General features: G+C 44.2%; 18 protein-coding genes and 1 pseudogene. 10 read left to right on the top strand and 9 right to left on the bottom strand.

Features of this window, described 5'->3' with window-relative positions; genetic code table 11:
- The 3 genes and pseudogenes from tuf to rimI all read left to right on the top strand — a co-directional run.
- Positions 1-306: pseudogene (gene tuf / locus C8322_RS09335) on the top strand (elongation factor Tu); the annotation flags it as partial.
- Positions 307-518: 212 nt separating this feature from the next.
- On the top strand, positions 519-1400 hold the full coding sequence (locus C8322_RS09330) for a metal-dependent hydrolase (RefSeq protein ID WP_004811165.1): 882 nt from the start codon (positions 519-521) through the stop codon (positions 1398-1400).
- Between the two features lie 105 nt (positions 1401-1505).
- Positions 1506-1964 carry a ribosomal protein S18-alanine N-acetyltransferase gene (gene rimI / locus C8322_RS09325; RefSeq protein WP_004811162.1) on the top strand — a complete coding sequence of 153 codons (459 nt, stop codon included), beginning with the start codon at positions 1506-1508 and terminating at the stop codon, positions 1962-1964.
- A gap of 34 nt (positions 1965-1998) precedes the next feature.
- Here the strand turns inward: rimI and C8322_RS09320 are convergent, their stop codons facing one another.
- The 3 genes from C8322_RS09320 to trxB form a co-directional block, all read right to left on the bottom strand.
- Complete coding sequence (locus tag C8322_RS09320; protein ID WP_004811160.1) at positions 1999-2814, bottom strand: arginyltransferase; 816 nt, start codon at positions 2812-2814, stop codon at positions 1999-2001.
- 21 nt (positions 2815-2835) lie between these two features.
- Entirely contained in the window at positions 2836-3567 is a 732-nt protein-coding gene (gene aat / locus C8322_RS09315) for a leucyl/phenylalanyl-tRNA--protein transferase (RefSeq protein ID WP_004811158.1), read from the bottom strand.
- Positions 3568-3650: 83 nt separating this feature from the next.
- Complete coding sequence (gene trxB / locus C8322_RS09310) at positions 3651-4613, bottom strand: thioredoxin-disulfide reductase (protein ID WP_004811157.1); 963 nt, start codon at positions 4611-4613, stop codon at positions 3651-3653.
- 261 nt (positions 4614-4874) lie between these two features.
- Here trxB and C8322_RS09305 point away from each other — a divergent pair, with 261 nt between their 5' ends.
- Positions 4875-8018 (top strand): DNA translocase FtsK, encoded by a 3144-nt coding sequence (locus C8322_RS09305; RefSeq protein WP_004811155.1) that lies wholly within the window; start codon positions 4875-4877, stop codon positions 8016-8018.
- A gap of 64 nt (positions 8019-8082) precedes the next feature.
- Here C8322_RS09305 and C8322_RS09300 read toward each other — a convergent pair whose 3' ends face one another.
- The 6 genes from C8322_RS09300 to C8322_RS09275 all read right to left on the bottom strand — a co-directional run bounded on the left by C8322_RS09300 (position 8083) and on the right by C8322_RS09275 (position 12715).
- A complete protein-coding gene (locus C8322_RS09300; protein ID WP_004811154.1) occupies positions 8083-8370 on the bottom strand; it encodes a PA4642 family protein in 288 nt (95 codons plus the stop codon).
- A gap of 304 nt (positions 8371-8674) precedes the next feature.
- The gene (minE, locus tag C8322_RS09295; RefSeq protein WP_004811152.1) at positions 8675-8947 is read right to left on the bottom strand and encodes a cell division topological specificity factor MinE; all 273 of its coding nucleotides are present in this window, start codon (positions 8945-8947) and stop codon (positions 8675-8677) included.
- A 2-nt stretch (positions 8948-8949) separates the two neighbouring features.
- Positions 8950-9762, bottom strand: coding sequence for a septum site-determining protein MinD (gene minD, locus C8322_RS09290; protein WP_004811150.1), 813 nt, complete (start codon positions 9760-9762; stop codon positions 8950-8952).
- Between the two features lie 65 nt (positions 9763-9827).
- Complete coding sequence (gene minC, locus C8322_RS09285; protein WP_004811148.1) at positions 9828-10547, bottom strand: septum site-determining protein MinC; 720 nt, start codon at positions 10545-10547, stop codon at positions 9828-9830.
- A gap of 157 nt (positions 10548-10704) precedes the next feature.
- Positions 10705-11772 carry a hypothetical protein gene (locus C8322_RS09280; RefSeq protein ID WP_004811146.1) on the bottom strand — a complete coding sequence of 356 codons (1068 nt, stop codon included), beginning with the start codon at positions 11770-11772 and terminating at the stop codon, positions 10705-10707.
- 19 nt (positions 11773-11791) lie between these two features.
- Positions 11792-12715, bottom strand: a complete 924-nt coding sequence (locus C8322_RS09275; RefSeq protein WP_108675835.1) for an acyltransferase — start codon at positions 12713-12715, stop codon at positions 11792-11794.
- A 256-nt stretch (positions 12716-12971) separates the two neighbouring features.
- On the opposite strand from C8322_RS09275, the gene C8322_RS09270 reads away from it, so the two are divergent.
- From C8322_RS09270 to C8322_RS09245, 6 genes are all read left to right on the top strand, one after another.
- Positions 12972-13625, top strand: a complete 654-nt coding sequence (locus C8322_RS09270) for an OmpA family protein (RefSeq protein ID WP_008305529.1) — start codon at positions 12972-12974, stop codon at positions 13623-13625.
- Between the two features lie 127 nt (positions 13626-13752).
- The gene (locus C8322_RS09265; RefSeq protein ID WP_108675836.1) at positions 13753-15792 is read left to right on the top strand and encodes a UvrD-helicase domain-containing protein; all 2040 of its coding nucleotides are present in this window, start codon (positions 13753-13755) and stop codon (positions 15790-15792) included.
- Positions 15793-15838: 46 nt separating this feature from the next.
- Complete coding sequence (gene dut, locus C8322_RS09260; RefSeq protein ID WP_008305534.1) at positions 15839-16291, top strand: dUTP diphosphatase; 453 nt, start codon at positions 15839-15841, stop codon at positions 16289-16291.
- 233 nt (positions 16292-16524) lie between these two features.
- Positions 16525-17943, top strand: a complete 1419-nt coding sequence (locus tag C8322_RS09255) for a phosphomannomutase/phosphoglucomutase (RefSeq protein ID WP_004811137.1) — start codon at positions 16525-16527, stop codon at positions 17941-17943.
- Positions 17944-17953: 10 nt separating this feature from the next.
- Positions 17954-18862 (top strand): acetylglutamate kinase, encoded by a 909-nt coding sequence (gene argB, locus C8322_RS09250; protein WP_004811135.1) that lies wholly within the window; start codon positions 17954-17956, stop codon positions 18860-18862.
- 279 nt (positions 18863-19141) lie between these two features.
- Complete coding sequence (locus C8322_RS09245; protein WP_008305539.1) at positions 19142-19990, top strand: class II glutamine amidotransferase; 849 nt, start codon at positions 19142-19144, stop codon at positions 19988-19990.
- Positions 19991-20201: the final 211 nt, after the last annotated feature.

Genomic DNA, 20201 nt, shown 5'->3' with positions numbered 1-20201 from the left:
GCTAAACCAGGTACAATCAAGCCACACACTAAATTCGACGCAGAAGTATACGTACTTTCTAAAGAAGAAGGTGGTCGTCATACTCCATTCCTTAACGGTTACCGTCCACAGTTCTACTTCCGTACAACTGACGTAACTGGTGCGATCGCGCTTAAAGAAGGCGTTGAGATGGTTATGCCTGGTGACAACGTTGAGATGTCAGTAGAGCTGATCCACCCAATCGCAATGGACGCAGGCCTTCGCTTCGCGATCCGTGAAGGTGGTCGTACAGTTGGTGCTGGTGTAGTGTCTCGTGTTACTGCATAATCACTGATTGTGTAAAAAAAGCGTCCCTTTGGGACGCTTTTTTTTGTTTATCTAAAGTGAAAAATAAATTGTCTAACAAAATTAGAGTGCTGTCCTAAAGTGATATTCAGCTGACCTTAACTGCAATGATGTCAAGCAGATAACTGAGTAAGATACCAATAAGAAAATAGAAAAATAGGGCCGGGTCGAGAAGATCTGTCAGGAGGCGTTATATGAATGCTGAAGTAAAAATTACTCATCGTGCCGGTGCAAGTTTTCCTGTACGTCGCATGAACTTTGATTTTGAACAGGTTCCAGAATACTGGATGAATGGTTCAGCCGGGCTGACTCATTTTATGACAGCATTGTCTGCCTTGTTTCCCGCAGGTGAAAAATTCTTTATCGACAGTGTGCGTGCGGTACGTAATCATCCCAAGCTTAAAGACAATGAAGTACTGCAAAAAGAAATCTCTGCTTTCATTGGGCAAGAAGCGATGCATACCCAGGAACATGTCGGCTTCAATGCCTCAGCGCAAAAATACGGTCATGATGTTGATACCTTGGATCGTTATACGGATAAAGTCATTCAAACAACGCGTAAAGTCATGGCAAAATTAGCCAAGCCTGTGGGAATTACTCAGGAAATGGTAGATTTGACTGCAACGACCGCACTTGAACATTTTACTGCGACTATTGCCTCTCAGTTGCTGACCAATAGTCATATTCAGGAACTGATGAAAGATGACACCATGAAAACCATGTGGTTGTGGCATGCCATTGAAGAAAATGAGCATAAAGCTGTGGCCTATGACGTGTTTGAAGGCGTGTTTGGAAAAGGCTTAAAGTCATATCTGTTACGTACCAGTTCACTGGTAATTGCTATGGTGACTTTGTTCTTTGTGCAAAGCTATTTTGTCATGCGTTTGCTAAAGGAAGATCGTCAGTTAAACCTGGAATCCCTCAAGGACATTTACGAATATGGTTATAGTCCGTCCAAAGGTGTAATTACTGGTATGGGGCGTGAAATGGCGATGTACTTCAAACCGGGTTTCCATCCAAATGACCATGATACACACAGTTTGCTGACACACTGGAAAGGCAAACTTGGTCTTTAATCCGAGACTAAAAAAGGGCGATTGAAATCGCTCTTTTTTTTTACTCGATTTTCAGTATAAAGTTTCTATAATGCGCAGGAGATTTTTATTGATAGATGAACGAACATGATTCGTTTGATGCAAATAGCAGATATAGATGCGGTCACCCAGATTGAGCAACAAGTGCAATCTCATCCTTGGACCAGAACCCAGTTCGAGGAAGCCGTTAGTGCTTATCAGAGCACTATTATTGAATATGCAGGTAAAGTGGTGGGTTTTTGTATTTTGCAACCGGTATTGGATGAAGCCAATTTATTACTCATGGCAATTGACCCAAGCCAGCAGGGTAAAGGTCTTGGTTTTCAGTTGCTAGAAAAATCTATCCAGTTACTGAAAAATAATCCGGTACAGATTTTCCTGGAAGTACGTAAATCAAATACAGCTGCAATTCGTCTTTATGAAAAGGCTGGTTTTCACCAGATTGACCTGCGCAAGAATTACTATCCAAACTCGGGCGGTGGTCGTGAACATGCCATTATTATGGTGAAGGCATGTACAGACGATTTTGCCAGCCTGTTTAAATAAATCAGATTAAAGCTTCTTTTTAGTGACGACCATCTTACTTGATGATGGGATTATTCCATCCGGAGGGTAGGGTCGTCATCAAGGAGTTTCCCAGGTGTTCAATCTCCGCCGCATTGAGCGAGTGGTTTAACCGACGCCATTGGCCATCAATCAGCAATTCAAGCGGCAGGTATTGAGACTTGTAATTCATCTTGCTGGAATGCGGGACCCAGTAACCCAGATAAATAAAAGGCAGCTCTAATTTCTGAGCATGTTCAATCTGTTTTAGAATTGCAAAAACACCGAGTGAACGTCGATTTTCATCCGGATCAAAGAAGGTATAAACCGCAGAAATTCCGTCATCGAGCAGATCACAGGTCGATACACTGATCAGCCGGTCATCTTTCCAGAGTTCCAGGAAAAAGCTATCGGTACAGCTTTGCAACAAAAACTTTTCAAACTGATCCCGGCTTGGTGGATACATATCACCATCGGCGTGGCGTTCATTGATATAGCGTTCATACAGCGCATAATGGCTATCATTTGCCTGCTGCGGTGCAGTAATGCGCAGGCTTAAGTCCTGATTTCTTTTCCATGCCTTTTTTTGTGAACTGTTCATGTTGAATTCACGCACGGGTACACGAGAGGAGAGGCATTGACGGCACAGGTGACATTCAGGACGATATACAAAATCGCCACTACGGCGGAAACCGGTACGGGATAATTCAGAAAGTGTCACCACATCTATGCGATGTGAGGGATCGAGAAAAACCATACGTGCAGACTTGTTGGGCAGATAGCTGCAATCATGTGGCGGGGTAATATAATACTGTAAATCGTTCAGTAGGGATTTTGGTTGATAGGAGTTCATGACAAATTCCCTCTGTTATTTTCATTCATTTAATCGCGCATTTAACGCTATTGTTTTACTTGAAAATACACCCTCCTGATACTTTTGCCAATTGATAGGTGGGCGTTTTATCACATCCTGTAACGAATTAAGATACGCTTGGCGAGAAATTGTACTGGCACCGAGGCTTAACAGGTGGTCATTGACCAACTGGCAGTCAATCCAAGGAAGCTGATTTTCCTGACCTATCAGCATTAAAGTATAAAATGCCATTTTCGAGACATCTGTCTGGGTGCTGAACATGGATTCACCAAAACAGCCCTGTCCAATGGTGACGCCATATAATCCGCCCACCACTTGATCTTCATCCCAGACTTCAATGCTATAGCCATAACCGGCGTCAAACATATCACAGTAACCCTGAATAATATCTTCGCTAATCCAGGTGTCATCGGCATAAGCACGAGGCAGTGAGCAGGAACGGATAACCCGTTCAAAAGCATGATTCACAGTAATTTTATAATCATACTTTTTCATATTTCGAATCAGGGATTTACTTGGATGATAATCCTGTGGTCGGATAATGCAACGTGGTTCCGGGCTCCACCAGCAGATTGGATCACCTTCAGAAAACCATGGAAAAAGGCCATGTGAATAGGCTTCAAACAGGGTAGATGGAGTGAGATCGGCGCCAATACAAATCAGGCCTTCTCCTTCAAGATCCACTTCTACAGGATTGGGGAAAATGAACTGTGAAGGAGGAAGATGTTGCATGCTTGAACCTGGTTTTAGAATCATCAGTATTTATCATACATAAAAAAACCGCCCAAGATGGACGGCTTTCTCATTTTCGCTGCTTAGTCTAACTTGCCCATCGCATCGAGATATTTTTCTGCATCCAGTGCGGCCATACAGCCCGAACCTGCAGAGGTAATTGCCTGACGGTATACGCTATCCGCAATATCACCCGCAGCAAATACGCCAGGAATAGAAGTTTGCGTTGCATTGCCCGCAGTACCGCTTTGCACCTGGATATAACCATCACGAAGCTGTAATTGACCTTCAAACATGCTGCTGTTTGGCTTATGGCCAATCGCAACGAACATGCCTGAAACTTCAACTTCTTGAGTCGAATCATCTTGAGTTGATTTCAAACGTACAGAAGTTACGCCTGCTTTGGCATCACCTAAAACTTCATCCACTTGATGATTCCAAATGATGCTGATTTTGCCTTCTTTCTCTTTTTCAAAAAGATGGTCCTGAAGAATTTTTTCAGAACGCAGGCTGTCACGACGGTGTACCAAAGTCACGTGAGATGCGATATTTGACAGGTAAAGTGCTTCTTCTACCGCAGTATTGCCACCACCGACAACCATAACTTTCTGGTTTTTATAGAAGAAACCATCACAGGTCGCACATGCACTCACACCTTGACCCATAAATGCAGCTTCAGATTCAAGACCCAAGTATTGCGCGGTCGCACCGGTACAAATGATCAAGGCGTCACAAGTGAACTCTTCCATGTCGCCTTTTAATACGAAAGGACGTACGTTCAGATCTACTTCATTGATGTGGTCATATACGATTTCAGTACCGAAACGTTCCGCATGCGCCTGCATACGTTCCATCAATACTGGACCAGTCAGGCCTTCAGGATCACCTGGCCAGTTGTCCACTTCAGTCGTCGTTGTCAGCTGACCACCAAGTTGCAGACCTGCAATGAGTGTCGGTTTTAAGTTTGCACGCGCTGCATACACAGCGGCGCTATAGCCAGCAGGGCCGGAACCTAAAATAATCAGTCTTGAGTGACGTGCGCTCATCGGGCTATCCTTTTTGTATTTAGAAATTTATTGAATTATACGTGAAACTGTATAACAGTGGTGTGAGATTAAAGTCGATATTATTGATCATCCAAATCGATTTGAGCTATATAGAAGTGATAAAGAACAAGACCTATGTGCAGTTGCACAATACTGCATCTTTTTTCGTGTAACAGGTGCATAATAGGCATTTTATTGCGTCGTTTTTTTGAATCATAATAGCAAAAGAACATTCATGAAGAATTGGCTACAGGACAGTATATGACAACGGTGTCGAGTGCTTATGCACAGCGCTTAGTAATGACATTATTTTTGGTCTCATTTGGGATCTATCTGTTTCTTGCAACAGTGACCTATACGCCATTTGACCCGGGGTGGATGCACATTTCCAGTGACACCCAGACGGTTTCAAATGCCAGTGGGGTTGCAGGTGCATGGATTTCAGACTTACTGTTTGGTTTTCTGGGCTGGGCGAGCTTACTCATTCCATTATATCTGTTCGTAGAAGCAGTACAGGTTTGGTGGCCACACAGCTTCCTAAACCGGCCATTCCGTTATGCAGCGCAATTCTTCCTGTTACTGACCACTTCTGCCTTACTGTTCCTGTTCTGGGAAGTTCCTGCTGATACACTGGATAATTCGTCGGGTGGCATTATCGGTTATGAATTAGGTCAGAGTCTTGAACAGCTATTGACGATATACGGTGCGGCAGTGTTTCTGGTGGGTTTATGGGTCATGCTGTTTACCTTGGCCTTTGGCGTGAAATGGAACAAGACCTGGAGCAGCCTGAAAGCAACGCCTGCATATTTACAGGATCTGTTTTATCGTAATGTCCCGGAAGGGGAGGGCGAGTTTGATCGCTCTATGGCAGTTGCCAAGAAAGATATCGCCAGCAGCCCCGCTAAAAAGAGCATCTCAACGCCGGTGGTTCCTGTACCTGAGCATGAGCCTGTAGAAATAGATCCCGTAGTTCGTGACCATGTAGCCGAGCGCCTGTTTGATGACATTGCTGACCGTGAATTCAAGGCGCAACAGAAAAAACATATCGAACCTGAACTTAGTCCGGAAGATGAAGAATTTGAAAAAACGCTTGAAAAAGCGCATCGCCTGATTCAGGATCCAGATCGCGTAATTACCACGGGCGAAGTTTGGCGTGCCTTGCATTCTGATGAGGATCAGCGCCATAAACAGGATATTGATGCTTTATTAAAAGCAGCGGAAGAACAGCAACATCCCCCTGCAGCCCCTACAACAGTTGCTTCAATTCAGGAAATCAAGGCACATCTTAAAACTGAAACACCTGTACCGTCTGTGACGACGAAAAAAGGTCTGGATTGGGATGATGATGAAATCTTTGATGAGCTATTGGCAGCTGTACCGCCGGGTAAAACTGCGACGGATGTGCATAGTCCATTTACTGCGCAAGCAGCTACTGAACAGCCAACCTTAAGAATTGTCGAAGACTTGCCCAAAGGTGCGGCAGCGACTGCAGCTGTGGCAACAGGCATCAGTATCCCACCGGTTTCTACGTCCGCAATACGTAACACGGGGCTAGAAACTGATTTTGATGATCTGGATGATTTGCTGGTCGAGGATATTGAGCCGCAAAAGCCAGCCCGTGCTTCCAGCTATGCGCAATCTTCCGCTTTTGTACAGGCACCGATTCAGCATCAAGGCATAGAAGTCTCTGCACCTGAAAGCAACTCGACTGCTCAGACAGCTCTTCAACAAAATACAAATCAGCACAATACCATTGATGCAGTCAAAGCGGCATTATCCAAAGAAGAATTTATTGAAGCATGGCATGAAACTGCGGGTGCTCCTCAAGAGGAAGATGAATTCGATTTTGATGCTCCACTGACTGACTCGATGGGTCGTCCATTGTCACGCGCCATGATGGTGGCTGAACGCCGTAAAGATCTTTCGCCATTACCAGGTCTGGAACTACTGGATGAAGTTGATCCGAACAAGAAAGTCAATTTCACTGAAGAGCAATTATCACGTCTGTCTGAATTACTGGAAATTAAACTACAGGAATTTAACGTCAAGGCCAAAGTGGTTGAAGCGCAGCCTGGCCCAGTGGTCACTCGTTTTGAACTGGATCTGGCACCAGGGGTAAAAGCCTCTAAAGTGACGAATATTTCGCGTGATCTGGCACGTTCGATGTCGATGGCATCGGTGCGTGTGGTTGAAGTGATTCCAGGCAAGCCATATATCGGGATTGAAGTACCAAACAGTACCCGTGAAATGGTACGCCTGATCGAGCTGGTTAAAACACCGAAATTTGAAGATGCAAGTGCCATCCTGTCGATGGCGATGGGTAAAGACATTTCTGGTAATCCGGTGATTACTGAACTTGGCAAGGCACCGCATATGCTGGTTGCCGGTACAACCGGCTCTGGTAAGTCGGTCGCAGTAAACTCGATGATTTTGTCGATGCTACTCAAGTACACACCTGATCAATTACGTCTGATCCTGATTGACCCGAAACAGCTGGAACTCGCAAACTATAACGATATTCCACACCTGTTGACGCCTGTAGTCACTGACATGAAAGATGCAGTCAGTGCACTGAACTGGTGTGTCAATGAAATGGAACGTCGTTATAAGCTGATGTCCTTCCTGAAAATTCGTAAGCTAAGCGACTACAACCGTAAGGTTGAAGAAGCCATTGCCAATGGTGAAGATCTGTTTGATCCAACCTGGAAAGCCAGTGAATCGGTGGCAGGGGAACGTGCACCACGTTTGACACCATTACCATCGATTGTGATTGTCGCGGACGAGTTCGCAGATATGATCATGCAGGTCGGTAAAAAAGCGGAAGAAATGATTACCCGACTGGCACAGAAATCTCGTGCTGCGGGGATTCACCTGTTACTGGCAACTCAACGCCCATCGGTGGATGTGATTACCGGTCTGATCAAAGCCAACATCCCAACACGTGTAGCACTGCGTGTAAACTCGAAAATTGATTCGCGTACCATTCTGGATGCAGGAGGTGCAGAAGACCTGCTTGGTCATGGTGACATGCTGTTTCTGGGGCCAGGTAAGATTGAGCCTGAGCGTGTGCATGGTGCCTTTATTGCCGATGATGAAGTTAACCGTATTTGTGATGCCTGGCGTGAGCGTGGTGCCCCGAACTATGTTGATGAAATTCTAACTCCATTTGATGAAGAACCAACCAATCGTGGCTTTGAAGATGGTGGCGATGGTGCTTCTGACCGTGATCCACTGTATGACCAGTGTGTGTCTTTCGTACTGGAAACTCGTAAGGCATCTACATCATCGCTACAGCGTAAGTTTAGCCTCGGTTATAACCGTGCTGCCCGAATCATCGACCAGATGGAAGAAAATGGTGTAGTGAGCGCGATGGGCGCGAATGGTAAGCGTGAGATTCTGATCTAATTCAGCATCTCCACCGATAAAAAAGCCTGCATGAAGCAGGCTTTTTTATTGCATCAGCAAAGTCTTAAGCGAACTTGGCCAATACTTCAAGGAACTCAGCACTGTGACGCGGGAATTTCGCGATCACGTCATGAATGCGTTCACCTTCAGGGTTAGTAGCATTGATATCACGACCATCTGCAACGAATTGAGTCAACAGGCGTTCATAGTCAAAAGGACGCATGTGTTTATAAGCATGATAAAGCACATGAAAGTCTGCGTTTACGCCTGTAGGAGGTAATTGAGTGAGATAGGCAAACACACGCTCATCTGACCATTCTTCGTTAAATGTTGCCGGTTGAGACAATGCCATCACAAGCTCCTTGATATAATTTTCGACATGAAAAAGGCAAAATATGAGTACGCAAGTGACAAAGTATTTTTCATTTTCTCTGTCTACCTTGAAGCTAAACTTCGGATCTTGTGATTGGGTAAAGTAAACTTTGTATAACCAGTCCACTCGAAGCATCGCTTCTCGTCTTGCGCTTCAACAAAGCAGTAATTTACTTTCAGTCCAATCGAAGCAAAGCTTCTCGTCTTGCGACTGAACAAAGCAGTGCTTTGTTCAGTCTCATATTTTGCCTTGAATCAATTTAATTGACTAATCAAAAATCAAATTATCGTTCTTCAGGTAAATTGATATTCATTTCAAGCATTTCAATATTCGCTTCAGAACGGACCTGCATTTGAATATGCTGTTCATCTACACCGCGAACATAACGATTGACCACTTGCATGATTTCTTTCTTCATCATGTCAATCTTGTCCTGGCTTAAACGACGTCCCAGACCCTGTTCAGATGCAACAATTACCTTTAAACGGTCTTTCGCGGTTTGTGCGCTTGTTGGTTTTTCCTCACTGCTAAAAAGCTTACTCCAGAATCCAGCCATGCTTATGCTCCAAATAGTCGAGCTAACCAGCCCTTTGGTTTCACTTCAATATGACGGTAAGGACGCTCTTCACCCAGGAAGCGCGCAACCAGGTCATCATAAGCCTGACCTGCAGCAGAAGCAGTAAAGTTGATAACTGGCTTGCCTTCGTTCGATGCTTGCAGGACACTTGGACACTCAGGAATTACACCCAGAGTCGGCACACGTAAAATATCTTTAGAAATGTCATCAATGGTCAACATTTCCTGTTTATCCGCGCGTTCAGGATTGAAACGTGTGATACACAGATGTTTACGGATGCGGCCTTCATTTTGTTCTACTTTTTTAGTCTTGCTGTCGAGCATACCAATGATACGGTCAGAGTCACGTACTGAAGAAATTTCAGGGTTAGTGACAATGATGGCTTCATCAGCATGGTACATGGCCATGATGGCACCACGTTCGATCCCCGCAGGTGAGTCACAAATAATGTAATCAAATTCCTGCGACAGTTCATCCATTACACGTGCAACACCTTCATCAGTGAGGGCATCTTTATCACGTGTTTGAGACGCTGGCAAAATATATAAGTTCTCAATATCCTTATCGCGAATAAGCGCTTGTTGTAATCGCGCTTCGTTATTTAAAACATTCACAAAATCATAAACAACGCGGCGTTCACAACCCATGATCAAGTCAAGGTTACGTAAACCCACGTCAAAGTCGATAACAACAGTTTTGTGGCCACGTAGGGCTAAACCTGTTGCAAAAGATGCACTTGTTGTAGTTTTACCTACACCACCTTTGCCTGACGTTACGACAACAATTTTCGCCACCGAATCCACTCCTGTTATGGTTTAAATTCCCTATTTAACATAGGGTTTTGGTGTTTATTTATACATTAAAATTCTAGAGTTTCAAATACAAGCTCTAGTTGATCATTCAAGTAAATATGCACAGGCTTTTTCACCACATGCGGTGGAATATCGTCTGCAACACAATAGGTACCTGCAATGGAAATCAGTTCTGCTTCCAGTGCATGACAGAAAATGCGTGCTGCAGTATTGCCGCCTGCACCGGCAATCACACGACCACGGGCACTGCCATAAACATGAATATTGCCAGAAGCAATCACTTCTGAACCGCTGTTAATGCCAGCACTGATAATAATGTCGCCATGATGCTGCACAATGCACTGGCCAGTACGCAGGATTTCATCATGGTAAGAGGTTACATGAGCAATGACAGGTGCTGCCTTAACTTCTTCTGTTCCAGCCTCTGACTTAACAACTTCCGGTTTGACTTCAATGACCTGTTCTTTGGTTGCCTTGATTTCCTGTAGCTGACGGTCAGGTGGCAATACCGGGAACTGGATTGCACGTGCCTGATCTGCAAGCAGGCCTTCAGTCACCGCCATTGGTTGTACATCCATGCTGATCAACAGCTGGATAAGCGCGATAAGTTCCTGCTCGACAGTACTTTCAATCACCACCAGGGTGCCCGGTGGAAAAGCAGCTTGTAATTTTGGTGCTAATTGCTGGCGGATCGCATCATGATCATTTGTTTCAAGGGTAATGCGAATCGCATTGACCATTCTGCCCTTAATCCGTATATCAGCCATAGTTCTTCCTTAATACTTCTGACTTGTAAATTTTATGTCGAAGTAATGTTGTAAATAGTGCAAATCCTAGAACAAATTTCGTTAATTCTCTAGCGATCCAGGTTATTTTTTTATGCGATCAGATGCCATAAAAAAGCATAGCATTATTCATGCTGAATTAGAGGTATGTTGAACGCTGATTTTGCTCATTTTCTTCCAGAATCTGCTGCCACTGTTTAATTTTGACCTGTTTGCGGATCGCTTCAAGTGTTTCAAAAACAGCCGACTCCACCAGTTTGTCAATGTTTGGATTTTGTTCAATCTGGATCTGACTGATCTTTTCAGAAATCATGGCAAAAGTTGGATTATCTTTACTGTAATCAGTATGCGTAAACGGATCGATCAATCCTTGGGTAATATTTTCTCCCAGACGTTGTCCGATACTCTGAATCTGCTGTTCCATGCGACTGCCTACAATTGGGATTAGGCGTAACAGCCGGGTCAGCTCTGGCGTATCTTCAATGGCTTTATTCACCACTTGGCCGACGTTTTTGGAAATCATATAACGCTGTGCCTGTAATTCCTTGCCTAGGGTTTCTTGCAGGATATCTGCCAAGGCAATGGCAAATAATTGACGGTGATGCTCGACCAGGTCATCAATTAGTTGACGGTGCGTGGTACTGGTGGTTAGCTCGCGTTTAATTCCGTCCAGTACGGTCACTACAATACGGCTGGTCAATTCTTCCATAACCAGGTTGTAATAGAAGTTGCCACGCTTATACCAGCTAGACGGAATCACCTTGAAACCATGGCTATGCAGGTTGTAGCCGATAGCTACTGCGCGGAGCAGACGCAGGAAACGCAGTTGCGGCACGATCGCGAGAATTTCATACCAGTGAATAAACGGAAAGAACCACCAGCGGGCATGATGACGCAAGACTATGGCAATTAGCCAGCGCACCAATAACTCCCCAATCAGGAAAGTCGTAAACCAGCCTTCAGTAATGATCACCCAGGGACGCAGTTCAGCCTTATAAAATTGCAGGATTTCAGGCAGACGTATGAAATCGAATAACCATTGTCCGAAGTCGCTCATTAAAATGGCATTGGCACTCAGGCAGAACAGGTTGATGACGATTAACACCATCATAAAGATGTCATAGGCCAAGGCGACCTTCCAGCCCCAGGTGCCTTCACGGAAAAACTTAAAGGCGCTGGAGCTGGTTTTCGGGGGAGTTGGTTTCATAGTCTCTCAGATCAGTGCATTAGGCTGCTTGAGCCAGATCCTGCTTCATTTTTTCAATCAACTGATCTTTCTCAGTCCAAATTTGATGAACCCATTGCTGGAAACGCTCGCGGTATTCAGCATCTTCTTCATAATTACCGCCCAGTACCCAGTCCGGAATATCAATCTTTCTTAAATCTACCGCAATACGGGGTACTTCGCCTAGCCAGAATTTACCATAACCTGGTATGCCGTCCGGATAAACGATAGTCATGTCCACAAAGGCATCAATACGGTCACCCAGAATATTCAGCGCCAGGGCCAGACCGCCGGCCTTCGGTTTGAGCAAATGTTTAAAGGGAGACTGTTGCTGGTCATGTTTCTCTTGGGTAAAACGCGTACCTTCCAGATAGTTGAGCAGGGTAAATGGCTGACTCAGCAATTGCTGGCAGGATTTACGTGCTTCATCCATATCGCGATCTTTGAGTACCGGATTTTTAGCAATCTGTTCCTTGGTGTGACGCTTCATCATCGGGAAACCAAGAATCTTAAATGCCTGTCCGACGAATGGAATAAAGATCAGTTCCCATTTGGTAAAGAACCGAGTCAATGGCATACGGGTTAAGCCGAAGTATTGATTGACTGTAGTATCGACCCAGCTCTGATGATTACAGCTCATCAGGTAGCGGCCCTGCATATTCAGATCCAGAGATTCATCAATGGTAATGGTCCATTGGGTATTTTTAAGGACATTCTCGATCAGCCAGTTGTTTACGCCAAGCCAGCTGTTGGTAATCTTGATATTGGTTTCATCGACCTTACTTGACTGCTTGAAGAGTTTGGTTAAGCCTAAAGCCAACACAGGAGGGCCGTGAAAAAATGTACTGCCAGTAATGACTGTACCCACAGTGAGTCCTTTTGTGATTTTTTTTAATAAAGGCTGTTTTTTTGCTTGCGATGACATATAAATCAATCCTGAAGATAAATCGTCCAATGCGTCACGTATTTGTAGATTACTCCACTATAAATGTTGTTTTTAAAATAAAAAAGTGTAGAAGTGAAAGTGTGTAGAAATTGTGATGAAGTTATACCCAGATTTGTACATGATCATGTATATTTGTAAGTAAAAGTTTTTTTATTAACAAAAAATCAATGGTCTAAGTGTATTTTTTCATTCAATATTCAGCCTGTACAACAAAACACAAGTAAGGAGGCATGCCATGCGTGCATTAGTAATATCGACAGCAGTTGTAGGGGCAATGGTATTAACAGGTTGTCAATCGACTGGTAACAACCTTGGTGGTATGGAATATGACAAAACAGCGTTAGGCACAGTAATTGGTGCTGCTGCAGGTTATGGGGTCTCTAAAAGTAACGCAAACACAAGTGCACAAAACAACCGTGCTGCAGCGATTGGCGCAGTTGTCGGTGGTTCAACGGGTGTTTACCTTGACAACAAAGAGAAGAAACTTCGCCAACAAATGGCGGGTACTGGTGTAGAAGTTAACCGTAATCCAGATGGCTCTGTAGGTTTGGTTATGCCGGGTAACATTACCTTTGATACCAATAAATCAAACATCAAGCCGAACTTTTATTCAACTTTAAACAAAGTTGCACAAACCTTAACTGAAGATAACAAGAGCGGTATTCTTGTAACAGGTTATACAGACAGCACAGGTAATGATTCAATCAACATTCCTCTGTCTCAAGCGCGTGCGCAATCTGTAGCAAGCTACTTGGCATCTCAAGGTGTTTCTACAACACGTATTAATGCACAAGGTCAAGGTTCAGCAAACCCAATCGCGTCTAACGCGACTGCTGAAGGCCGTGAGCAAAACCGTCGTGTAGAAATCAGCATCTACGCAATTCAATAATTTTTATTGAAGACTGAAAAACCACCTTCGGGTGGTTTTTTTTATGACTGTTAAAATATGAATTTGCATTATGCATCTGTAGCGGAGATGACTATAATCGAGCTCGGAATGAAATAGAGGAAAGACTATGTCACTGGCAAGTCAGTTAAATGACAAGCAACTTGAAGCCATGAAATATACTCAAGGACCCTTGTTAGTACTTGCAGGGGCTGGTTCAGGTAAAACTTCGGTGATTACCCGTAAGATTGCCTACTTGGTGAAACACTGCGGCATTCCTGCGCATCGTATTACAGCGATGACTTTTACCAATAAAGCAGCACGTGAAATGAAAGAGCGTGTGACCAAACTATTGTCACGTGAAGAAGCCAAAGGTTTGTCGGTTTCAACTTTCCACACCTTTGGTCTGAATTTATTGCGTCTTGAATTAAAACACACGCCATTAAAAGCCAATTTCTCTATTTTAGATGCGGATGACTGTAAACGTATTCTGATGGACCTGATGCATCGCGATAACTTGTCTGGTGCAGAAAGCAAGGAATTGATCGCAAAAGCGATGAAGATGATTTCCGACTGGAAAAACGATCTGATTCCACCAGAGCAAGCCCATACCACGTGTGAGACGCCAGAAGATGTCCAGTTTGCGCATTTGTATCAATTGTATGAACGTAACTTGCGTGCCTATAACGCCGTTGACTTCGATGACCTGATTGTGATGCCAACGCGTTTGTTACAGGAAAACGCTGAAGTGCGTGATAAATGGCAGAACCGTGTGCGTTATTTGTTGGTGGATGAATATCAGGATACCAACACCGCCCAGTATATTCTGGTGAAGTTACTGGTCGGCGTAATGGGCCAGTTTACTGCAGTAGGTGATGATGACCAGTCAATCTATGCCTGGCGTGGGGCTAAACCGGAAAACATGGCGTTGTTACAGCAGGATTTCCCGAATCTGAAAGTTATCAAGCTGGAACAGAACTACCGTTCGACCAGCCGTATTTTGAAAGCGGCGAATACCGTTATTGGCAACAACCCGCATATCTTCGATAAAAAACTCTGGTCAGACAAAGGCCATGGTGAAGTGATCCGTGTCATCACTTGCCGTAATGATGATGATGAAGCCGAACGCGTAGTCAAAGATCTCATCACGCACAAGCTGATGAATGGTAAAAACTGGAAAGACTACGCAATTTTGTACCGCGGGAATTTCCAGGCACGTATTCTGGAAACCCAGCTGCGTCAGATGCAGATTCCTTACAAGCTCTCTGGTGGTCAGTCTTTCTTTGCGCGCGCCGAAATCAAAGATGTCATGAGTTACCTGCGTCTGATCATTAATCCAGAAGATGATAGTGCCTTCCTGCGAATTATCAATACACCGAAACGTGCCATCGGTCCGGTGACACTGGAAAAATTGGGTCTGTTTGCGCAAGAAAATAATCTGTCGCTTTTGGCCGCGGCAGCTGACCAGCGTCTGACCATGGCAATGCCAAAGAAAGCCACCACTCAGCTGGCTGAGTTTGCTGACTTCATCAATAACTTTACCCGCAATCTGCTGGATGATGATGAGCCAGTACCGATTATCCGCCAGATGATGGTAGAAGCCGGCTATATCGACTACATCAAGGAATCAGCCGCAACTCCGGCACAGGAAAAAACCAAGCTCGACAATATTGAAGTGCTGTATAGCAGTATTCAGAGCCTGATTAACCGTGCTGAAGATGTGGATGAAAAGAATATCGAAAGCGTGATCCGTAAGATGGTGCTGCTGGATATGCTGGAACAGCAGCAGGAAGCAGAAGATACCGATAAGGTGAATCTGTTGACGCTACATGCATCTAAAGGTCTGGAATTCCCTTATGTTTATCTGATTGGTCTGGAAGAAGAGATTCTGCCACACAAAAACTCGATCGCAGCAGAAACGGTCGAGGAAGAACGCCGTCTGATGTATGTGGGCATTACCCGTGCGCGTCAGGGCTTGACGATTACCTTGGCTGAGCAGCGTAAGGCTGGTGGTCAGATGAAGCAGATGACGCCAAGCCGCTTCCTGGATGAATTGCCAGAAGATGAACTGGAATGGTTAGGCCGTAAGAAAAAGCTGGCTGGCAATATTGATCCGAAACAGCAGGCACAGCATTATCTGGATAATTTACGTGCACTGATTAAGCGTTAAAATTTAAGTAATTAATCTATTGATATTTTTCTACAGGAATAAAATGATGAAAGTACAGGTGAAAGTCCTTGATGCACGCCTTGGCAATGAATGGCCAATGCCAAATTATGCAACTACAGGTTCTGCAGGACTCGACCTTCGTGCATGTGTAAACGAAACTACAGTAATTGAACCAGGTCAAACAGTACTCGTGAAAACTGGTCTGGCTATTTATATTGAAGATCCTGCATTTGCGGGCCTGATCCTGCCACGTTCTGGTCTGGGTCATAAACATGGTATCGTATTGGGTAATCTGGTAGGTCTGATCGATTCAGATTACCAAGGTGAACTCATGGTTTCGGTATGGAATCGTAGCCAGACTGCATTTAGCCTGGAACCAGGTGAGCGTCTGGCGCAGTATGTCCTCGTCCCAGTGGTGCAAGCACAATTCGATATTGTGAATGAATTCGAAGCCACTGAGCGTGGTGCAGGTGGCTTCGGTCATACTGGCAAGAACTAATTCAAAAAAGCCTACATTCAATAAAATGTGGGCTTTTTAAATGGTTGATAGAATAAGATTTATCCCGTTTTTCAGCTAGCATTTATCCATTCGTTATATTTTTTAAATTGATTATTTATCTGAAATCAGCTAAAAGTACAGGGTCCTAGAACAAAAACTAAAGTTTCACATCATGGTGATGACACCTGATTTCTGAACTTATATTCTCCTATTTAGCAGTGAAATTACGATCTATGGGATTTATGCATCATCCATTCCCCATGCAAATCTTTCGTGCTTATGACATTCGCGGTAAGGTTAGTTTACTCAATGTCAGCATGGTAAATGCCATTGCACATGGCCTGGCCCAGCAGTATCAGTCTGCGGGACAGACACGTGTCGCGATTGGTTATGATGCAAGGCTATCCAGTCCGACCTATGCCCATATTATCCAGCGCACCTTAAGCCTGTATGCGATTGAAGCGCACATTATTGGCTGCTGTTCCAGTCCGATGCTGTACTACACGTCACGTGAATTTGATGGCAACGGTATCATGATTACTGCAAGCCATAATCCACGAGAAGATAATGGCATCAAGTGGTTGATTAACAATCAGCCTCCATGTCCTGAAATGATTCAGGCGGTAGGGCAGGAAGCTCAAAAATATTATTCAGATGAGCTGCAACAGATAGACTGGATTGAGCATGAGATTATTCCAGAATATTGCCTCAAATATCAGCAGTCTATTTTCAATGATATTCAACTGAAACGCCGTTATCGGGTCGTACTGGATGGGCTGAATGGTTCAGCGGGGCGTTGTGCGGCTCTGGTATTGAACAAGCTTGGTTGTGATCTGACGACAATAAGAACTGAAGCGAACGGTCATTTTCCCGATCATGCGCCGGATCCCTCACAGGAAGCTCATTTACAGCTGTTAAAAGCAAAAGTTTTAGAGACGAGAGCCGATCTCGGAATTGCCCTGGATGGTGATGGTGATCGACTGGTACTCATCGATGCAGATGGGCAGGTTATTACGGCTGATCAGCTGTTATGCCTATGTGCGGAAATTTGTCTGAAAGATACGGTTGATAAAGAATTTGTCTTTGATGTGAAATGTTCTACCCTGGTTCGTAATACGGTACAAGCGTTGGGCGCTACGCCAGTCATGATCCGCACAGGAAGTTCTTTCCTGCGGAAGTATCTGGCGAATTCTCAAGGACAGGCGATTTTTGGTGGTGAATATGCCGGACACTATGTCTTCAATGATGGCCGTGGCGGCGGTTATGATGATGGTGTTTATGCGGCACTCAGAGTCATGGAATACCTGGATCAAACTGGGCAGACACTGGCAGAAGCACTGGCACGTTATCCAAAACGTACGGGCACTGAAGACCTGTATATTTCGACGCATCAGATTAAGCCACTAGAATTGCTTAACTTTGTTGAAGCACAATCACGTAAATTAAACGCGCGAATTAGTAAAATTGACGGTATACGTCTTGATTTTGATGATGGTTTTGGCATCATTCGAGCATCCAATACAGGTGAATACTTCACAGTGCGTTTTGATGCGGAAAATCAGAGCCGTCTGAATGAAATTCGTCACCTGTTCGTTTCGATGTTACGTGACCGCTATCCTGCGATCGCCCAAGACATTTTAGATGCTCAATAAGGAGAGGCGAATGCCAAATCAACAGACAGGCATCGACAAAGCACAAATTCTGACTGAAGCTTTGCCGTACATTCAACGCTTTGCGGGTAAAACCCTTGTGGTGAAATATGGCGGTAACGCAATGACTGATCCTGAGCTGGAGAGTTCATTTGCTCGTGACATCGTGTTGCTGAAAACTGTAGGCCTGAATCCGATCGTGGTACATGGTGGCGGTCCTCAAGTCGATTCTATGCTGAAACAGCTGGGCCGTGAATCTGAACGTATTGATGGCATGCGTGTTACTGATCCTGCAACCATGGAAATCGTTGAAATGGTGCTTGGCGGAAGCGTAAACAAATCGATCGTTAATCTGATTAACAAACATGGTGGACGTGCCATTGGTTTGACCGGTAAAGACGGTAACCTGATTCGTGCACAAAAACTGCTGATGGAAAAAACTGCTGAAGATGGTTCAGTGCAAAAAATTGATTTAGGACTGGTAGGCGAAGTAGTTGGTGTCAAAACTGATGTACTGGAAATGTTTACCAATAGCGATTTTATTCCTGTGATTGCACCGCTGGGTGTGGATGAGGAAGGCAATACTTACAATATCAATGCCGATCTGGTTGCAGGTAAAGTGGCTGAAGCCTTAGGTGCAGAAAAACTGATTCTGCTGACCAATATTAGCGGTGTGCTAGACGAAAATAAAAATCTGCTGACTGGCCTGACCACTCAGGAAGTTGATCGCCTGATTGAAACAGGTGTGATCTATGGCGGAATGATTCCGAAAGTGGGTTGTGCACTCGATGCCGTGAAAGGTGGTGTCATCAGTGCACACATTGTGGATGGTCGTGTACCGCATGCCAGCCTGCTAGAAATTTTTACTGATCATGGTGTTGGTACATTGATTACCAACCGTGTAAAGTCAGGCCATCATTAATTTAAATGATTTAATGATTAAAAAGAGTCTCAATCGGGACTCTTTTTTATGCCTTTTATTTTTAGCTCTTGTCTTCTGAAATCATCATAATTTTTCTTGAGCAGAACCCTATTGTCTTGAAAAAACAGCTTGAACCAGATTTATCTTTTTTTTAAATAAAGCATAAAAAAGCATTATTTAGCATTTTTAGCGCATAAGATTGCATGGATCAAGATTTGAAAAGCTCCAGGGACTCATGCACAATAACTGCATAAATACTCCGATACCTGAATGAAGATTATGTGCCAGCTGCTTGGAATGAATTGTGCGACACCAACAGATATTACCTTTTCATTTCGAGGCTTTTCACAGCGCGCAGGAATTACTTCAGATCATGCCGATGGTTTTGGGATTGCTTTCTTTGAAGATAAAGCTTGTCGCCTGTTTGTCGACAACCAGTCTGCGGTTGAATCACCGATTGCCGAGCTGATCCGCAATTACCCAATCAAATCACGTAATGTGATCGCACATATCCGTAAGGCGACTCAGGGTAAAATCAATCTGGAAAATTCGCATCCTTTTAGTCGCGAGTTGTGGGGACGTCAGTGGATCTTTGCGCATAATGGTGACCTGCATAATTTTTTTCCAGAGCTCTCAGGCCGTTTTACGCCAGTCGGTAATACCGACAGTGAACGTGCTTTCTGTTATCTGCTTGATCAGTTAGTAAAGCGCTTTGGTTATCATGAGCCAAAACAGGATCAGATCTTTGATCTGCTGACCGAGATTTCGCCATCCATCGCCGAGCATGGTACTTTTAATTTTTGTTTGTCCAATGGTCAGGCGCTGTTCACCTATGCCATTACCAAGCTACATTGGCTGGTGCGTGAATATCCGTTTAAGCCTGCACAACTCATTGATATTGAGGTAGAAGTCGATTTTAGCCAAGTGACCACTCCCGAGGACCGTGTCGCTGTGATTACCACGGAACCATTGACACAGAATGAGGAATGGACGGCTTTCCAACCCGGCGAAATGATTCTGTTCCAGCATGGAGCAAAAGTACGTTCTCAACTGACCCACGTAGAACGTCTGGAACGTGAGCAACTGGACCCTTCGCTCAAACGGGTGACACGTGCAGATCAGTACTGATCTCGAAGCTAATAAAGACAGTGAAAAATACTGTCTTTTTTGTTTAATATTCATGTAAAAATCAAAGATTAATAAGAGCTTATAGCTCTTATTGGTTAATTAATATCTGATCTTTTTGCTCAGAATAAATTAATTTTAATTATATATAACAAATACTTAAATATAAAAATACAATTTCACCACTAAAGCCGACTAATTCACTTCATTTTTA

This window comes from Acinetobacter sp. SM1B, from assembly GCF_003289665.1.
In the GTDB taxonomy this organism is placed as follows: domain Bacteria; phylum Pseudomonadota; class Gammaproteobacteria; order Pseudomonadales; family Moraxellaceae; genus Acinetobacter; species Acinetobacter schindleri.
Note: the sequence above shows the minus strand (reverse complement) of the source record. Positions and strands in the feature narration are given on the sequence as shown.